General features: G+C 70.5%; 13 protein-coding genes, 1 pseudogene and 1 riboswitch. Of the genes and pseudogenes, 6 read left to right on the forward strand and 8 right to left on the reverse strand.

From position 1 onward, the window contains the following. The 3 genes and pseudogenes from ACIA6A_RS39865 to ACIA6A_RS39875 form a co-directional block, all read right to left on the reverse strand. Positions 1–182, reverse strand: a pseudogene (locus ACIA6A_RS39865) (RNA polymerase sigma factor SigF); the annotation flags it as partial. Between the two features lie 203 nt (positions 183–385). After that, positions 386–892: an LURP-one-related/scramblase family protein gene (locus ACIA6A_RS39870; protein ID WP_396103346.1), complete on the reverse strand. Its 507-nt coding sequence runs from the start codon at positions 890–892 to the stop codon at positions 386–388. 36 nt (positions 893–928) lie between these two features. After that, positions 929–2,113: a zinc-dependent alcohol dehydrogenase gene (locus ACIA6A_RS39875; protein WP_396103347.1), complete on the reverse strand. Its 1,185-nt coding sequence runs from the start codon at positions 2,111–2,113 to the stop codon at positions 929–931. A gap of 138 nt (positions 2,114–2,251) precedes the next feature. Between ACIA6A_RS39875 and ACIA6A_RS39880 the strand changes: the two genes are divergently transcribed. From ACIA6A_RS39880 to ACIA6A_RS39890, 3 genes are all read left to right on the forward strand, one after another. Next, on the forward strand, positions 2,252–5,215 hold the full coding sequence (locus tag ACIA6A_RS39880) for a discoidin domain-containing protein (protein WP_396103348.1): 2,964 nt from the start codon (positions 2,252–2,254) through the stop codon (positions 5,213–5,215). A gap of 75 nt (positions 5,216–5,290) precedes the next feature. After that, positions 5,291–6,928, forward strand: coding sequence for a methyl-accepting chemotaxis protein (locus tag ACIA6A_RS39885; protein ID WP_396103349.1), 1,638 nt, complete (start codon positions 5,291–5,293; stop codon positions 6,926–6,928). 65 nt (positions 6,929–6,993) lie between these two features. Beyond that, positions 6,994–8,397, forward strand: coding sequence for a hypothetical protein (locus tag ACIA6A_RS39890; RefSeq protein ID WP_396103350.1), 1,404 nt, complete (start codon positions 6,994–6,996; stop codon positions 8,395–8,397). 23 nt (positions 8,398–8,420) lie between these two features. On the opposite strand, the gene ACIA6A_RS39895 is transcribed toward ACIA6A_RS39890, so the two are convergent. Continuing rightward, entirely contained in the window at positions 8,421–9,851 is a 1,431-nt protein-coding gene (locus tag ACIA6A_RS39895) for a cation:proton antiporter (protein WP_396103351.1), read from the reverse strand. Next, positions 9,813–9,906: riboswitch (ZMP/ZTP riboswitch) on the forward strand. Its footprint overlaps the gene before it by 39 nt. 19 nt (positions 9,907–9,925) lie before the next feature. On the opposite strand from ACIA6A_RS39895, the gene ACIA6A_RS39900 reads away from it, so the two are divergent. Beyond that, entirely contained in the window at positions 9,926–11,350 is a 1,425-nt protein-coding gene (locus ACIA6A_RS39900) for a glycine hydroxymethyltransferase (protein WP_396103352.1), read from the forward strand. A 51-nt stretch (positions 11,351–11,401) separates the two neighbouring features. Here ACIA6A_RS39900 and ACIA6A_RS39905 read toward each other — a convergent pair whose 3' ends face one another. Beyond that, positions 11,402–11,878, reverse strand: a complete 477-nt coding sequence (locus ACIA6A_RS39905) for a hypothetical protein (protein ID WP_396103353.1) — start codon at positions 11,876–11,878, stop codon at positions 11,402–11,404. A gap of 148 nt (positions 11,879–12,026) precedes the next feature. On the opposite strand from ACIA6A_RS39905, the gene ACIA6A_RS39910 reads away from it, so the two are divergent. Beyond that, positions 12,027–12,566, forward strand: coding sequence for a SigE family RNA polymerase sigma factor (locus ACIA6A_RS39910; protein ID WP_396103354.1), 540 nt, complete (start codon positions 12,027–12,029; stop codon positions 12,564–12,566). Continuing rightward, complete coding sequence (locus ACIA6A_RS39915) at positions 12,538–13,701, forward strand: hypothetical protein (RefSeq protein WP_396103355.1); 1,164 nt, start codon at positions 12,538–12,540, stop codon at positions 13,699–13,701. The genes ACIA6A_RS39910 and ACIA6A_RS39915 overlap by 29 nt, the downstream gene beginning before the upstream one ends. Here the strand turns inward: ACIA6A_RS39915 and ACIA6A_RS39920 are convergent. The 3 genes from ACIA6A_RS39920 to ACIA6A_RS39930 form a co-directional block, all read right to left on the reverse strand. Continuing rightward, positions 13,667–14,188: a metallophosphoesterase family protein gene (locus ACIA6A_RS39920; protein WP_396103356.1), complete on the reverse strand. Its 522-nt coding sequence runs from the start codon at positions 14,186–14,188 to the stop codon at positions 13,667–13,669. The two genes, ACIA6A_RS39915 and ACIA6A_RS39920, sit on opposite strands and share 35 nt — an antisense overlap. Positions 14,189–14,220: 32 nt before the next feature. Then, positions 14,221–14,994, reverse strand: coding sequence for an ATP-binding cassette domain-containing protein (locus tag ACIA6A_RS39925; protein ID WP_396103357.1), 774 nt, complete (start codon positions 14,992–14,994; stop codon positions 14,221–14,223). Between the two features lie 85 nt (positions 14,995–15,079). After that, positions 15,080–16,090: an ABC transporter permease gene (locus ACIA6A_RS39930; protein ID WP_396103358.1), complete on the reverse strand. Its 1,011-nt coding sequence runs from the start codon at positions 16,088–16,090 to the stop codon at positions 15,080–15,082. Between the last annotated feature and the right edge of the window lie 3 nt (positions 16,091–16,093).

Below are 16,093 nucleotides of genomic sequence, written 5' to 3' on the forward strand. Positions count from 1 at the left end.
TGCCGGGCGAGCGGGATCCAGGCCTCGATCGCCCGGTCCCGCAGGCGTGCGCGGGAGGGGTGGCCGACCGGCATGGCGGCCATGGCGTTCAGGAGGTCGGCGGCGCTGTCAGCGGATGCCTCGCTGATCTTCGCGCGCTTCGACGCGGGCGTCGTGGTGGGGCTCGTCTGCGTGACAGTCATGTCCGTCGTCCTCCTCGGCACCGGTCCCGGGGAGAGCCGGACCGTATCTGGTGCCACTATCGGTTCGCCGGTCGACGGTGATCGATGAGACCGCCGCCACCGACGCGTGCTTGGCCGTTCGGTTACCAAGACCTTAGCCGAGAGGTCGAGCAATGACTAGCCGAAAGTATGAGTCACGTTTAGTGACTGTTTGAATACAGTGGTCAGTCCTCTTTCGCCTCCTCCTTCTTCTTCTCCTCGCGTTCCAGGGCCAGGTCCAGCGCCAGCACCGCGCCGATGATCAGCAGCGGGTTCTGACCTGCGGAGACCTGGACCGCGTACGTGTCGCGGATGGTCAGCCAGCGCTTCGAGACCGCGGCCACCTCCTCGCCGCCGAGCTCGATCACGTACTCGTGGTCGAGCAGGTCGCCCTTCATGGTCAGATCGTCGGGCCCGGGGACGTCGATGGTGAACTTGTCCCGGAACGGCGTGAAGAGCTTCTTCTTGACCTCGGCGGCCTTCTCGCCACCGATCTGGATCTCGTACGTCGGCCGGAGCGCGACGAGGTGCCGGTGCACGCTGGCCACCTCGGCGCCGGACGGGTCCTCGATGACGACCTTGTTGCGGACGCTGAGCACCTTGCCGTCGACCCGGTAGAGCTTCGTGCCGTGCTCGTCCAGCACGTCGAAGTCGTCACCGATCGAGAAGAACTTCTCCCTGATTACATACATGGATCCAGTGTCCCGCCGTGGCTCGAGAAGAACAGATCAGGGCTTGAGTACGACCTTGACGCAGCCGTCGTCCTTCTTCTTGAACATGTCGTACGCCCGGGGCGCGTCCTCGAGCGGCAGCCGGTGGGTGACCAGGTCGTCCACGCCCAGCGGATCGTCGTCACCGGTGAGCAGCGGCAGGATGTCGTCGGCCCACTGCTTCACGTGGGCCTGACCCATCCGCATGGTCACGCCCTTGTCGAACAGGTCGAACATGGGCATCGGGTCGGCCTGTCCGCCGTACACCCCGATGATCGACACCGTCCCGGCCCGCCGGACCGCGGCGAACGCCGTCCGCAGCGCGCCCATCCGGTCCACGCCGGCCGTGTCGATCGCCTTGCGCGCGACAGCGTCGGGCAGCAACCCCGCGGCCTTCTGCGCGAACTCCTGGAACGGCGTGCCGTGCGCTTCCATGCCGACCGCCTCGATCACGCTGTCCGCGCCGCGACCGTTGGTCATCTCCAGCACGGCACCGGGCACGTCCTCGACCTCGTCGAAGTTCAGCACCTCGATCCCGTTGCGCCGGGCCATCTCGATCCGGGCCGGCACGTTGTCGGTCGCGATGACCCGCTCGGCGCCGAGGTGCCGGGCGATCCGGGCGCTCATCTGCCCGATCGGGCCGAGGCCGGTCACGAAGACGCTGCCCCCGGGCACGATGTCCGCCCACTTGGCCGCCTGCCACGACGTGGTGAGAACGTCGGAGAGGAACAGGTAGCGCTCGTCCGGGTGGCCGTCCGGCACCTTGATCGGCCCGAAGTGCGCCTGCGGCACGCGTAGGTACTGCGCCTGGCCGCCGGGCACCTGGCCGTACAGCTTGGTGTACCCGAACAGCGACGCGCCCTTGCCGTGCTCCTTCACCTGGGTGGTCTCGCACTGGGCGAAGAAGCCCCGGCTGCACATCCAGCACCGTCCGCAGGAGATGTTGAACGGCACGACCACCCGGTCACCGGGCTTGATGTGGGTGACCGCCGAGCCGACCTCCTCGACGATGCCCATCGGCTCGTGCCCGAGTACGTCCCCCTTGTCGAGGTACATCCCGAGGACGTCGTACAGGTGCAGGTCCGACCCGCAGATCGCCGTCGAGGTGACCCGGATGATCGCGTCCGTAGGTTCTTCGATCTTCGGGTCCGGCACGTCTTCCACGGATACCTTCGCCTGGCCCTGCCACGTCAGTGCTCGCATGACCATGGGGGTGCCCGCCACGAAAGAGGATATGCACGCGGCACCAGGATTTATAAAGGACAGAGATGCGCAGATTTGACAGCCTTTGGCGTGTGGGCGAAGGCTTGGAGACCGTCCTGATTCGTCATGGAGGTCCCCTTGCTCCCGTTGTCCCGCCGCCGGCTGCTCATGCTGGCCGGCTTGACCGGTCTCACCGGCCTGACCAGCGCGACGGCGACCGCGGCGCGGGCGGCGGACAATCCGGTCGCGGCTGTCTACCGCGAGGCGCTGCACCTGCATACCCGGTGGGTGCAGGAGCAGTGGGACGACACGATCGGGGCATACGCCGCCGCTGACTTCCGGTTCACGGCGGTGCTGGGCAATGCCGTGCTGCTCGGCCTCGACGACTACGACCCGCGGCTCACCGGTGTCGCCGCGCCGGTGTTGCGGGCCCGGACGATCGCCACGATCCGGCGGTTCGCGGCCACCAACCGGCTGGCCGGCGGCACCGGGTGGGGGCGGCGGCTGTTCTGGGACTCCACGTTCGAGCTCTATTTCCTGCTGGCCGCCCGGTTGCTCTGGGCCGATCTGGACGACGCGACCCGGGCCGCCGTCACGAAAATTGCCACCGGCCAGGCGGCTTACGCGTACGAACTGGGCGCCGGCGACGACCCGCTGAGCACCGGATCGACGACGAACGGCACCGCGGGTGGCCGGCCCGGCGACTCCAAGCTCGTGGAGATGGGTGCCTACGCCCAGGCGCTGGCCCCGGGCATCGCCTGGGCCGGGGCCGGCGACCCGGCGGCGGAGTGGCGGGAGCGGTTCCTGCTGTGGACGGCCAACGCGAGCGGTCTGCCCGCCGCCGACCGGGCCAATCCGGCGCTGATCGACGGCGACCGCATCGACCAGCTGGTGACCGCCCACAACCTGGACGACACCTTTGCCGTACGCCGTGACGAGCTGGTGAATCCGTTCCACCAGAGCGAGTTGTGGCGCACCGCGGGCCGCTCGGCCATCCACTTCCTGGTCGCCGGGCAGCCGCTGCCGCCGGTGCTGACCCGCCGGCCCAACGGTGACGAGCTCTGGCGCACGCTGCGGTTGCTGGCCGGCGACGCGGGCGAGCCGGTCATGCCGATGGCCGCCGACCACTATCACGCGTACGGCCGGGACGTGCTGCCGCTCGCCTTCCTCGCGCAGGTCCACGGCGACCGGCACGCGGCCCGGGCCGAGGCGGATCTCGCCGAGCGGCTCCTGCCCTACCAGCGTCACGAGCCGGCGAACCGGCTGCTGAAGTTCGGCGGCGCGGAGAGCGACGAGCCGCAGGCCCGCGCCGAACTCGCCATCGCCTACCTGTTCCACCGGCTGCGCGCGGAGCCGGTGCGCCCGGTCAGCAGGCAGCGGTTCTTCGCCGACGCCCGGGGCACCCGGGATTTCGGTGCGGACGCCGGCCTGACCGTGCACCAGAGCCCGGCGGCGTTCGCGGCGGCCGTCACCCGGCCGGGCTTCGTCCGGTTCCTCTGGCAGCCGGGTCACGACAACTGGCTCGTCGACACCCGGGCGTCCGCGTTCCTGCCGGCCGGCCTCACCCCGTCGTGGAGCTGGACCCGGGCGTGGCAGAAGAACCGGGACGGGGTGGACGCGACCGCGACGGTGCTCGGGTCCGGTGACGGTTACGCGGGGTTCACCACGCTGCCGACCGGCACCGTCGTCTACGCGAGCACCGGGTTGCCCGGCGAGGGTGGCCTCACGCTCTTCGCGCTCACGATGCCCGGGGTGCCCGGCCTCGACGGGGCCCGCACGTTCACGCATTCCGGCGGCAGGGTGGAGCTGGCCGACCAGATCACCGGGGACATCGACTTCGCCCCACGGCCGGCGCGGTACGTCCGGATGCTGGGCCGGGAACCCGCCACGGAGAACGGCTACTCGCTGTTCTCGTTCGGCGTGCTCGACGTCCACGGCGCCGATCTCGCCCAGGGCGCGATGCCGATCGTGTCGTCCGAGGACGGCTGGAACCCGGCCCGGCACGCCACGGACGGCAACCCGGAGACGCGCTGGGCGGTGTCCCCGCAGGAGCAGGGCCGGGCGGACAGCTGGCTCGCGGTCGACCTGGGATCCGCCGTGACGGTGGCCGGCGTGCGGATCGCGTGGGAGGCGTCGTACGCGAAGAAGTTTGTCATCCAGACCTCGACCGACGCGCTGACCTGGACCGATGTGGCCGTGGTGCCGCAGACCCGGACGGCGTCGCGGTGGGTGGGCATCGACGGCCGCGCGGGCCTCGTCACCCACGGTGGCAAGGGCCGCATCACGGTCACCGCCACCGAGGTGCGTGCCCCGGCACCGATCGTCGAGGGTTACCCGGGCACCGGCCGGGATCTGGCCCGGCTCGCGGCACGCCGGCTGCCGAGCGCCCCCGGTCTGCTGGTGAGCGACGCCGAGGAGCATCTGAGCGTCTTCAACCTCACCTCGGAACCGGCGGTCGACGTGCCGGTGCGGCTGCCCTCCCGGCGCCGGCTGTACGTCGGCGAGCAGGTCGTCACCGAGCAGGGCCTCGAGTGGCGGGTCAGCCTGGAGCGGGGCACCGCCCTGGTCGAGCCGCCCCGCTTCATCCTCACCGGCGAACCCGCGATCGGCACCGTCTGCACCGTTCGGGATTCACACCGGGTCACCGTGACGGCGCCCCAGGGTCGCCGGACGGTGGTCACCCTGCGTTGTGGCGTCTGGACTGCCACCGTACGGGTGATGGCGGGCAAATCGCGGACGGTGACCGTGCCGGACGTGCCGATCACCCCGGCCGCCGATCTGTCCCGCGGCCGGACCACGTTCCCGGTGGCGCCGCTGCCCGAGGGCATGAGTTCACCGGAGCACGCGGTCGACGGCGACCCCCGCACCGCGTGGCGTCCCGGCCCGGCGGGGCGGATGGTGGTGGACCTCGGCGCGCCGCACGCCGTCCGGGACGTCCGGCTGACCTGGTCGGCGGCCGGACGCCGGCGACCGCACCGGGTCGAGGCGTCCACCGACGGCCTGGAATACGTCCCGTTGGGCGCCGAGGTCCGTTATGTCGCCCTCGTCATCGATGGTTGGCAGCCGGGAGATGCGGAAGTGGTGGAGTTCGCCGTCATCTGACCTTCTTTCGCGTTTTGCCTAAGTTCCTCCCACCCGGACGCGATTCTTAATCACGGACCGTCAAGTGGAGGAATCGTGAACGACCGCGTTCAGGTCACTGTCAAACGCAGCCCGGCTGTGGGCTGGCTCGCCGACCGCAGGATGGCGATGAAGACCGCGCTGCCCGCGGTGGCCATGGGCGTGGTCGCGCTCCTGGTCGGCATCCTCGCCCTGTACAGGGTGAGCGAGCTGAAGTCCGACCTGTCGACCATGAAGGCCGACCACGTCGACAGCCTCCAGCAGGTCGCCGAGATCCGCGGCGGCATCTCCGACATGTTCCGCGGCATGCTCCTCTGGCAGCTCGGAGCGGACGCGGCCGGTAAGAAGCTGGGCCGCGACGCCGTCACCGACGCGGACGTGAAGGTCACCGCGGCGGTGGACCGGTACCGGGTCATCGCCGCGGCGTCGCCCGGCCGGCTCAAGACCCTGGACGATTTCGCCGACGCCGCGCGGACCTACGGGGTCCTGCGCAATGTGCTCCTGTTCGGTGAGGCCGCCCCGTCCGGTTTCTCGCTCCCGGCCGCGGACAAGCAGCTCGCCGCGCTCTCGGCGGCCGAGGAATCGGTCAACACGTCGATCTCCGACCTGCAGAAGGCCGAGGACACCGAGGCTGACGCGCTGGCCACGAAGGCCGCCGACGCCGCGAACTCCTCGCGCTGGATCATCATCGTCGCCCTGGTCGCCGGCATCCTGCTCGCCGCCGCCCTCACCACGTTCGTGGTCGGGGTCATCAAGCGGCAGCTCGCCACCGTCGCCCAGGCGCTCGGCGCGGTCGCCGAGAACGACCTGACCGTCGCCGCCGAGGTGCGCTCCCGCGACGAACTCGGCCGGATGGCGGCCGCCGTCAACCGGGCCCGCGAGGGCCTGCGCTCCACCGTCGCCCAGCTCACCGGCGGCGCCCAGGACCTCGGCACCAGCACCCAGGCGCTCACCGGCGTCACCATCCGGATCGGCGAGAGCGCCCGCGAGGCGGCGGCCCAGGCCGGCCTGGTCGCGGGCGCGGCCGGCGACGTCTCCGCCTCGGTCCAGTCGGTCGCGGCCGGCAGCGACGAGATGGGCGCCTCGATCCGCGAGATCGCCCAGAACGCCAACGACGCGGCCCAGGTCGCGTCCAGCGCGGTCGGCGTCGCCCAGACCACCAACGAGACGGTCGCCAAGCTCGGCACCTCGTCGGCCGAGATCGGCGACGTGGTCAAGGTGATCACCGCGATCGCCGAGCAGACCAACCTGCTCGCCCTGAACGCGACCATCGAGGCGGCCCGCGCCGGCGAGGCCGGCAAGGGCTTCGCCGTGGTGGCCTCCGAGGTCAAGGACCTCGCCCAGGAGACCGCCAAGGCGACCGAGGACATCTCCCGCCGGGTCGAGACGATCCAGGCGGACACGTCCAGCGCGGTCGCGGCGATCGGTGAGATCTCCCAGATCATCCAGCGGATCAACGACTACCAGGTCACCATCGCCTCGGCCGTCGAGGAACAGACGGCCACCACCCAGGAGATGAGCCGCAGCATCGGCGAGGCCGCCGGCGGCAGCTCGACCATCGCCGCCAACATCAACGGCGTCGCCCAGTCGGCCGAGCTCACCAGCAGCACGCTGGTCGAGGCGGACGACGCGGTCGGTCAGCTGAATCGGGTCGCGGACGAACTGCGTACGGTGGCGAACCGCTTCCGGGTCTGATCTGTTCACGCTCCGTTCCCTGCGCCTTCTATCGACATCCGGCGATTGCTCCTAGGGTCGACCGCATGACCGATCTCCGTGCCCTCGGGGCCGCGTTGTTCACCGCGACACTGTTCAGTGCCGTGCTGACCGCGGTCCCGCAGGCCGCCGTGGCCGCTCCCGCCGACGACCTACCGTTCGCGTCGGCGATCTTCCGCGCGACGCACAACTCCTACTCGGGCGGCGCCCGCGGGTCGATCACCCACCAGCTCGACGCCGGGATCCGATTCGTCGAGTACGACATCTGGAGCGGTGAGCACGCCACCGTCGGCGACTACCGGCTCGGTCACGGCTCCGCTGGCGACCAGGTCGACCACACCGGCGGCAACCCGGCCGGCGACCGGCTCCGCGACTGGCTCACGGTCGTGAACACCTGGTCGGTGGCGCACCCGTCGGCCGCCCCGGTCACCGTGCTGCTGGACCTCAAGGACGACCTGACCACCCGGACCACGTACGCGAACGGCAACCTCGGCGCCCTCAACCAGGAACTCACCGACGTCTTCGGTCCCCGCCTGGTCCGCGCGCTCGACACCCCGGCGGCGCTGCCCACGATCGCCTCACTGCGCGGCCGCGTGGTGACCGTCCTGTCCGGCAACGGCACGGCCCGCACCGGTTACAAACGCGACACCGGCACCACCCCGGCGGTCGCCCTCAACGCGAACGGTCAAGTCGTCGAGGTGCACGACAGCGGCGCGGGCGTGCTCTGGTACTGGACCGGCACCTACGGCCCGGACGGCCGGGTGACCTGGCTCCGGCACGGAAGATACGACACCGGCAGGAACCCCGCGGTCGCCCTCAACAACGACGGCACCCTCGTCGAGGTCCACCAGGCCCCGACCGGCGCCAACCTCTGGTCCCGGGTCGGCCGGCTCGACAACGCGGGCGAGATCACCTGGTCCGCCGCGGCGAAATACGACACCGGCATTCTGCCCACGGTCGCCTTCACCGACCCGGCCGGCACCGAGATCCGCGAGATCCACCAGAGCCAGAGCAACACCCAGAACTGGGACTGGAAGGGTACGGCCGGCCCGGCCACCATCACCTGGGGAGCGCACGCCACCACCCCGGACGCCCGCTTCCCGACCACCCGGGCAACCGCGGCCGGCCGTACGGTGACCGTCGCCGCGGGCACCCTCACCGCCGCCACCGACCAGGCCCCATCGGCCCGGATCCGCTTCCCCCAGCTGGCCTTCGTCGAGTTCCAGCCGAACGAGAGCGCCGAACTCAAGGACGGCGCCCGCTTCTGGGCGGCGACCGCCTCCAACAAGACCTTCATCATCTCCGGCCGCCAGGCCGGAGCCGCCACCCGAGCCTGGGACTTCGACTCAGCCACCCAGGCCACCGACCCCCTGGCCACCTACCCGGCCACCAACACCCCCGACGCCGCCTGGTACCAATCCCTCCTGACCCGCCCCGACACCGCCTCCTGACGCACCCACGGCGTTGGGCGCGGTCAGGGGAGGGTGTGGCGGGCGGCCTGGCGGAGGTCGATCTTGGCGATCAGGTCCTTGGCGGTGTCCTCGTCGACCTGGCCTTTCATCATGGCCGTGCTCAGGGCGGTGCGCTGGGCGTCGAAGTCCTCGTCGCTGGTGCCGGTCGCGGCGGTGGCGACCAGGTTCTCGGCCCGGTGGCGCATCTGGGCTTCCCGGTCGCGTTCCGGCTTGGTGTCGATCCGCAGCAGAGTGATCAAGCGGCGGATGGTGGTGCCCTGCAGCAGCAGGGTGCCGAGGGTGACGATCAGGGCGATCGCCTGGATGGCGTTGCGGCCGGGGAAGGGTGCCCCCGAGGCGGTCGTCTCCGGGATGGCCGCCGCCGCGGCCAGCGTCAGGATGCCTCGCATGCCGGTCCAGCCCACGATGAGGGTTTCGCGGGAGTTGGGTGCGCCGAGCGGGGTGTCCAGGCGGTTGTGGCGCTTGCGATGCTCCTCGAAGCGGCGGGCGAGGGCCGGGTCGGCGGCCAGGCGGCGCTTGTTGAGGAGGTCGTTGAGGTGCCAGCGGCCGAACAGGGCGTACACGCCGGCCAGGCGCAGGACGATGGCCGCGAGGAGCAGGACGCCCGCGGCGACGAGGGTACGGGTGAGGCCCGGGTCCTCGGACTCGCGGAGTTCCTCGACCACGAAGCGCAACTGCAGCCCGATGTACGCGAACACGAAGGTCTCCAGCAGGAAGTCCATGACCGGCCAGAACGCGTCTTCCTGCAGGCGGGTCCGGAACGCGCCCGGGTACTGGTGGCGGGGGTCGAGCGACGTGTTGGTACTGATCGAGAACGCCGCCATGACCACCGCGAGGATGCCGGAGGCGTGCACCTGCTCGGCGAGCAGGAAGGCGGTGAACGGCACCAGCAGCGACAACGTCGTCTCGAGGGTCGGGTTGTGCAGGCGTTTGCGCAGCCAGAGCGTGGCCACCGCCAGGCCCGCGCCGATGGCCAGGCCGACCCCGGCGTTGTAGAGGAACGCGCGGATGCCGGAACCCCAGCTGGCGTGCTCGCCGCCGACCGCTTCCACCGCGATGGTGAACAGCGTCAGCGCCGTCGCGTCGTTGACCAGGCTCTCGCCGGTCAGGATCGTGGTGACCCGGCGGGGCAGGCCCAGCTCCGTTCCGTGCGACACGGTGGTGATGGTGTCCGGCGGGGCGAGTACCGAGCCGAGCACGAACGCCGCCGCCAGCCCGATCGAGGGCAACAGCCACGACGAGAGCAGGCCGAGCGCTCCCGCGGTGAGCAGCACCAGCAGCACGCCCAGGTTGATGATCGCGCGCGGTGGGCGAGGGCCGAGATGGCGATACCCGCGCCGACGATGAGCAAGATCTGGACGCCGTTCACGGGCGCCAGAGTAGTGATTACAATGGCCGTGGGCCGTGACTGGCGCGTTCGGATGGATGACCATCGGGGAGCGGCTCCACCCATGTCGAGGGTGATTGCCGTGCGCCTGGGCCTCTTCACCTGTGATAGGGAGGCCCTATGTCTGAGCTCAACGCCGAATCCACCGCCTTTCGCGCCGCACTGGACGCCGTACGCGCCGTCGAGCCCCGGATCGCCGACGCGATCGCCAAGGAGCTGCACGACCAGCGCGAGTCGCTCAAGCTGATCGCGTCCGAGAACTACGCGTCGCCCGCCGTGCTGCTCGCGATGGGCAACTGGCTCTCCGACAAGTACGCCGAGGGCACCATCGGCCGCCGTTTCTACGCCGGCTGCCAGAACGTCGACACCGTCGAGTCCATCGCTGTCGAGCACGCCAAGGCGCTGTTCGACGCCCCGTACGCGTATGTCCAGCCGCACTCCGGCATCGACGCCAACCTTGTCGCCTACTGGGCGATCCTGGCCGACCGGGTCGAGGTGCCCTACCTCGAGAAGTTCGGCAAACGCCAGATCAACGACCTGACCGACGCCGAGTGGGCCGAACTGCGTCAGGCGTTCGGCAACCAGCGCCTGCTCGGCATGTCCCTCGACGCCGGCGGCCACCTCACGCACGGTTTCCGGCCCAACATCTCCGGCAAGATGTTCGACCAGCGGTCGTACGGTGTCGACCAGGCCACGGGTCAGATCGACTACGCCGCGCTGCGGGAGACCGCCAAGGAGTTCAAGCCGGCGGTCATCGTCGGCGGCTACTCCGCGTACCCCCGGAAGGTGAACTTCGCGAAGATGCGCGAGATCGCCGACGAGGTCGGTGCCACCTTCATGGTCGACATGGCGCACTTCGCCGGTCTCGTCGCGGGCAAGGTATTCACCGGTGACTACAACCCGATCCCGCACGCACACATCGTCACCACCACGACGCACAAGAGTCTGCGCGGCCCGCGCGGTGGCGCGGTGTTCTGCCAGCCCGAGCTCTCCGCCCAGGTCGACCGCGGCTGCCCGATGGTGCTCGGCGGCCCGCTGCCGCACGTCATGGCGGCCAAGGCCGTCGCGTTCGCCGAGGCCCGCCGCCCCGAGTTCGCCGGTTACGCCCAGCGCATCGTCGACAACAGCCAGGCCCTCGCCGCCGGCCTGATCGAGCGCGGCGCCACCCTGGTCAGCGGCGGCACCGACAACCACCTCGTCCTGGTCGACGTCGACAAGTACGGCCTGACCGGTCGCCAGGCCGAGCAGGCGCTGCTCGACTCCGGCATCGTGACCAACCGCAACGCGATCCCGCAGGACCCGAACGGCGCCTGGTACACCTCCGGCATCCGGGTCGGCACCCCCGCGCTGACCACCCGCGGCCTCGGCACGGCGGAGATGGACCAGATCGCGGAGCTCATGCACACCGTGCTGAGCAGCACCACCGCCGGCGCCAGCAAGGCCAAGTTCACCCTGGACCCGGCCGTCGCCGACCGGGTCAGCAAGCAGGCCAACGAACTCCTCGGCGCGTTCCCGCTGTACCCCAGCGTCGACCTGGGCGTCTGACGTTCGTCAGGACGGGGCGGGGCGCGTCGCTCGCCCTGTCCTGACGGGCGTCTACATGAAAGTCAGGCTGATGAAGAAGACGGCCGCGGCCGCCGCGATCAGGCCGCCGAACGTGGTGCCCATCGCGAGCAGTGCCTGGCCGACCCGGAGCCGCCCGCGTAACACGAGGTAGACACCGGTGGCGCCGATGAGGGACAGCACCGCGAGGTAGGACACCAGCAGGAAGCAGATGGTGATCACCACGGCGGCCGCGGCGGCGGACCAGGCGGCCTGCCGGCGGCCGAGGTCGCGGGCGAACGTGAGATAGATGCCCGCGGCGGCGAACAGCGCGACCGCGGCCAGGCCCGCGAGCGTGGAGACCTGGGCCAGGGCGACCATGAGCACCAGGCTGGTGCCGACGCCGAGGGCCGCACCGGCCGCGACGGTCAGTGCCCCGCAGGCTCCCCGGGCCTGAGCGGACCGGACATAGGCGACGCCACCGGCGTACACGGTGGCGCCGGCGAGCAGGATCGCGAGTGTCAGGTCCATTGCTGTTTCCTTGGGGCCGGGAGCGGGGGGAACGTAGCCGAGGATAGAAATCCTTGGATGATCGCCGAATCCCCAATTCGTGCCGGGCCCGATGCAACCTCCGGGGCGGTCCGTTCCCTCTAGGACTCGACGAGAGGAGCGCGATCGCGTGAACGCCGATGCCGATGAGGGCTTCCGGGAATTCGTGAACGCCAGGTTCCAGCCGTTGCGCGCGCTGGCGTACGTGACGTGCGGTGACTGGCAGACCGCCGAGGACGCGGTCACCAGCTCGCTGCAACGGCTGTACCTGCGCTGGCACAAGGTCGCGTCGCCGGACAGCTACGCCCGCACGATGGTGGTGCGCGCGGCGATCGGGGAGAAGCGGCGGCCGTGGCGCCGGGAGCGCTCGGCCGGGGACGCGTTCCCGGACGTGGCGGGCCCGGACCCGTCCGGGGACGTCGACGAGCGGCTGCGGTTGCGGGCCGCGTTGCGCCAGATCGCGCCCCGGCAGCGGGCGGTGCTGGTGCTGCGGTTCATGGAGGGCCTGAGCGTCGAGGAGACCGCCGAGGCGATGGGCTGCTCCGCCGGGACCGTGAAGAGCCAGTCGAGCCGTGGTCTGGACACGCTGCGCGCGGTCCTGGCCCTGGAGAACAGCGAAGAGACCCGGAAGGGAGCCGACCGTGTCCTATCGGATCGAGGACGTGCTTGAGGCCGTCCAGCAGGGTGCACCCGCGCCGCGTACCAGCACGGACGACATCATCGCCGGGGCGCGCCGGATCCGGTCCCGGCGGCGCTGGGCCGCGGGCACGGCGGCCGGCGGAGCCGTCCTCACCGTGGCCGTGCTGGTGGCCGGGCTGACCGGCACGCCGCAGAAGACGAGCCCGCCGGTCACCCCGGCGGCCCCGACCGTCACGGAACGGGTCTTCACCCAGCCCGACGGCTTCGCGGCGACGCTCGGGGAGTACCGGGTCGGTCGATACACGATCGGGCCGGTGGACGCGGTGACGCAGGGCTACCAGACGTTGCCGGTCTACCGGGACGGCGACACGACGCGGGTCGGCGACAAGGAATACCTGAACGCGGACGCGGTGATCCGGGTCTACCGGCCCGGGGTGTACGACCCTAGGTCGTTCGGCGCCGAGCAGGTCTACCGCGGCAGGTACGGCCGGTCGACCGCGATCACCGTGGCCGGGCGGCCCGGGATGAAGCGGGAGCTGACGTACGAGGTCCCGACGATGCGCCAGTTCAACAACTGGTACGACAACCCCACCGAGGGCATGTTCCCGGAGGAGGAGGGTGGCCCGGAGTACACCCGTACGGCGGTCGCCTGGGAGTACGCGGACGACGCCTGGGCCGTTTTCGCGCCGGGCCAGAGCCTCGCCCCGATGTCCGAGGCCGACACCCTGGCCATGGTCGCGGGGCTGACGCCGGCACAGCCGCGCCCGATCCGCGTGCCGTACCGCATCGGGTATCTCCCCGACGGTTACCAGGTCGTGGGGGCGCTCCAGGTCACCCCGGAGACGGACGAGATCGTGTCGATCGTGTCGATCCACCGCGGCCCGCTGAAGGGTGACGATCTGGTCGACCCGATGGACGAGGTGTCCGGCGGTCTCCTGCGGATCTGGCAGGGCACCCCGACGGACAGCACCCGGCCGGCCACGAAGACCGGGGTCCGTTGCGACTCGCAGCTCACCCATTGCGTCCGGCTCTTCGGCGACGACAATTACTTCGCCGAGTTCCAGAGCCGCGAGGGCGGCCTCCCCGAGGCCCGGATCAAGCAGATCCTGAGCGGGCTGAGCTTCGAGAACGTCAACGACCGGTCGACGTGGCAGCCGGTCGGCTGACCGGGTGCACCACCACGTCGGCGAGCGCACCCGACCGGATCGCCGCCGTCATGTACGTCGCATGCGGCTGACGGCGGCGATCGGTCGGGCTCCCCGGGTTGAGCAGCCGTAACCCGGACGCGGTCGTGGTGTCCCACGGGATGTGCGAGTGACCGAAGACCAGCACGTCGGTGTCCGGGAACAGGGCTTCGCAGCGCTGTTCCCGGCCCTTCGCGTCCCCGGTCTCGTGGATCACCGCCAGCCGCAACCCGTCCAGGGTGACCCGCGCGATCTCCGGGAGCCGGGACCGCAGCGCCGGCCCGTCGTTGTTGCCGTGACAGGCGACCAACCGGCGTGAGCGTGCCTCCAGTGCGTCCAGCATCGGCACGTCCACCCAGTCACCGGCGTGCACGACGACGTCCGCCTCGTCGATCGCCGCCCACAGCGCCGCCGGGAGGTCGCGGGCGCGTTTGGGGACGTGGGTGTCGGTCGTGAGCACCAGCCGCATACCGGCCACTGTGCCACGACGGCCGGCAACCGCTATGCAGGTGGGGGCGGGTCGGCGGCGCCGGTCATGATGGCCACCGCCTCGGACATGGAGTGCGACCGCGGGGTGATGACCGTGGCCCGGCGGCCGAGGCGCTGGATGTGGATGCGGTCGGCCACCTCGAAGACGTGCGGCATGTTGTGGCTGATCAGGATGACCGGGAGGCCGCGGTCCCGGACGTCGCGGATCAGTTGCAGGACCCGGTTGCCCTCTTTGACGCCGAGGGCGGCCGTGGGCTCGTCGAGGATGACGACCTTGCTGCCGAACGCGGCCGAGCGGGCCACCGCCACCGCCTGACGCTGGCCGCCGGACAGGGATTCGACGGCCTGGCCGATGTTCTGCAGGGTGCCGATGCCGAGCTCGGACATGTGCCGGCGGGCCTCCGAGCGCATGTGACCCCGGTCGAGCATGCGGAAGACGCTGCCCAGCGGGCCGGGTTTGCGTTGCTCGCGGCCGAGGAACAGGTTGTCGGCGATGTCGAGACCGGGGGCGACCGCGAGGGTCTGGTAGACGGTCTCGATGCCGGCCTCACGGGCTTCCATCGGGTTGCGGAACTGGACCTGCTTGCCGTCCAGGAAGATCTCGCCGCTGTCCGGGACGATCGCGCCGGAGAGCGCCTTGATCAGGCTGGATTTGCCGGCGCCGTTGTCGCCGATGACCGCGAGGATCTCACCCGGGTACAACTCCAGGTCGCTGCCGTCGATCGCGACGACCCGTCCGTACCGTTTGGTGATGCCCTTGGCTTGCAGAACCGGGGTCGTCGTCACGGCTGTACCTCCTTTGTCATGCCCTTCTGGCCCTCACCCTCGCGGCCGCCGGCCGCCGCCGGCAGGTGTGGTTCGGTGCAGGCGGTCATGACTTGACCTTCCTGATCCACTGGTCGAGGGAGACGGCGACCAGCACCAGCAGGCCGATCGCGAAGCCCTGCCAGACGACTTCGACGCCGCCGAGCTGCAGGCCGTTGCGGAACACGCCGACGATGAGGGCGCCGATCAGGGTGCCCAGGACGCTGCCCCGGCCGCCGAACAGGCTGGTCCCGCCGAGCACGACGGCGGTGATGGAGTCGAGGTTGTAGTCGGTGCCGACGTTCGGGCTGGCCGACGCGAGCCGGCCGATGAGGATCCAGCCGCCGGCCGCGAACAGCAGACCGGCGATGGTGTAGACCGAGAACAACACCCGGCTGGTACGGATGCCGGCGAGCCGGGCCGCCTCGATGTCGTCGCCGGTCGCGTAGACGTGCTTGCCCCAGGCGGTCGAGCGCAGCGCGTAGAAGAAGTACGCGAACAGGGCCAGCATGATGATCGAACCGTAGGTGAGCCGGAAGCCACCGATCGGGATCGAGTCGCCCGCCCAGGTCATGATCGCGGGCATGTCGGCGCCGCGGACCGTCTCGCTGTCGGAGACCACCGAGTTCAGCGAGAAGAAGATGGTCAGCGTGCCCAGTGTGACGATGAACGGGGGCAGCTTGATCCGGGTGACCAGGAAGCCGTTGAGCGCGCCCATCGCCGTGCCGGCCGCGAGCCCGAGCAGCAGCGCGACGATGCCCGGCAGGTCCATCCGGAAGCAGAACTCCGCCATCAGGATCGACGAGAAGACCGCGACCGCGCCGGCCGACAGGTCGATGCCGGCGGTGAGGATCACCAGCGTCTGGCCGAGCGCCAGCACCGCGATGACCGTGACCTGGGCGAGCACGAGGGAGAGGTTGGTGGCGGAGAAGAAGCGGACGTTGACGATCGAGAACGCGATGATCGCCACGATGAGGACGGCCAGCGGCCCGAGGACCGGGTTGCCGTGCAGGATGTGTTGCAGGCGCAGGGCGAAGGACTCGTCCTTGCGCACCTCGAAATCGGTGGCGGTTGCCATGTG

The organism is Actinoplanes sp. NPDC051494 (assembly GCF_044454705.1).
GTDB lineage: Bacteria > Actinomycetota > Actinomycetes > Mycobacteriales > Micromonosporaceae > Actinoplanes.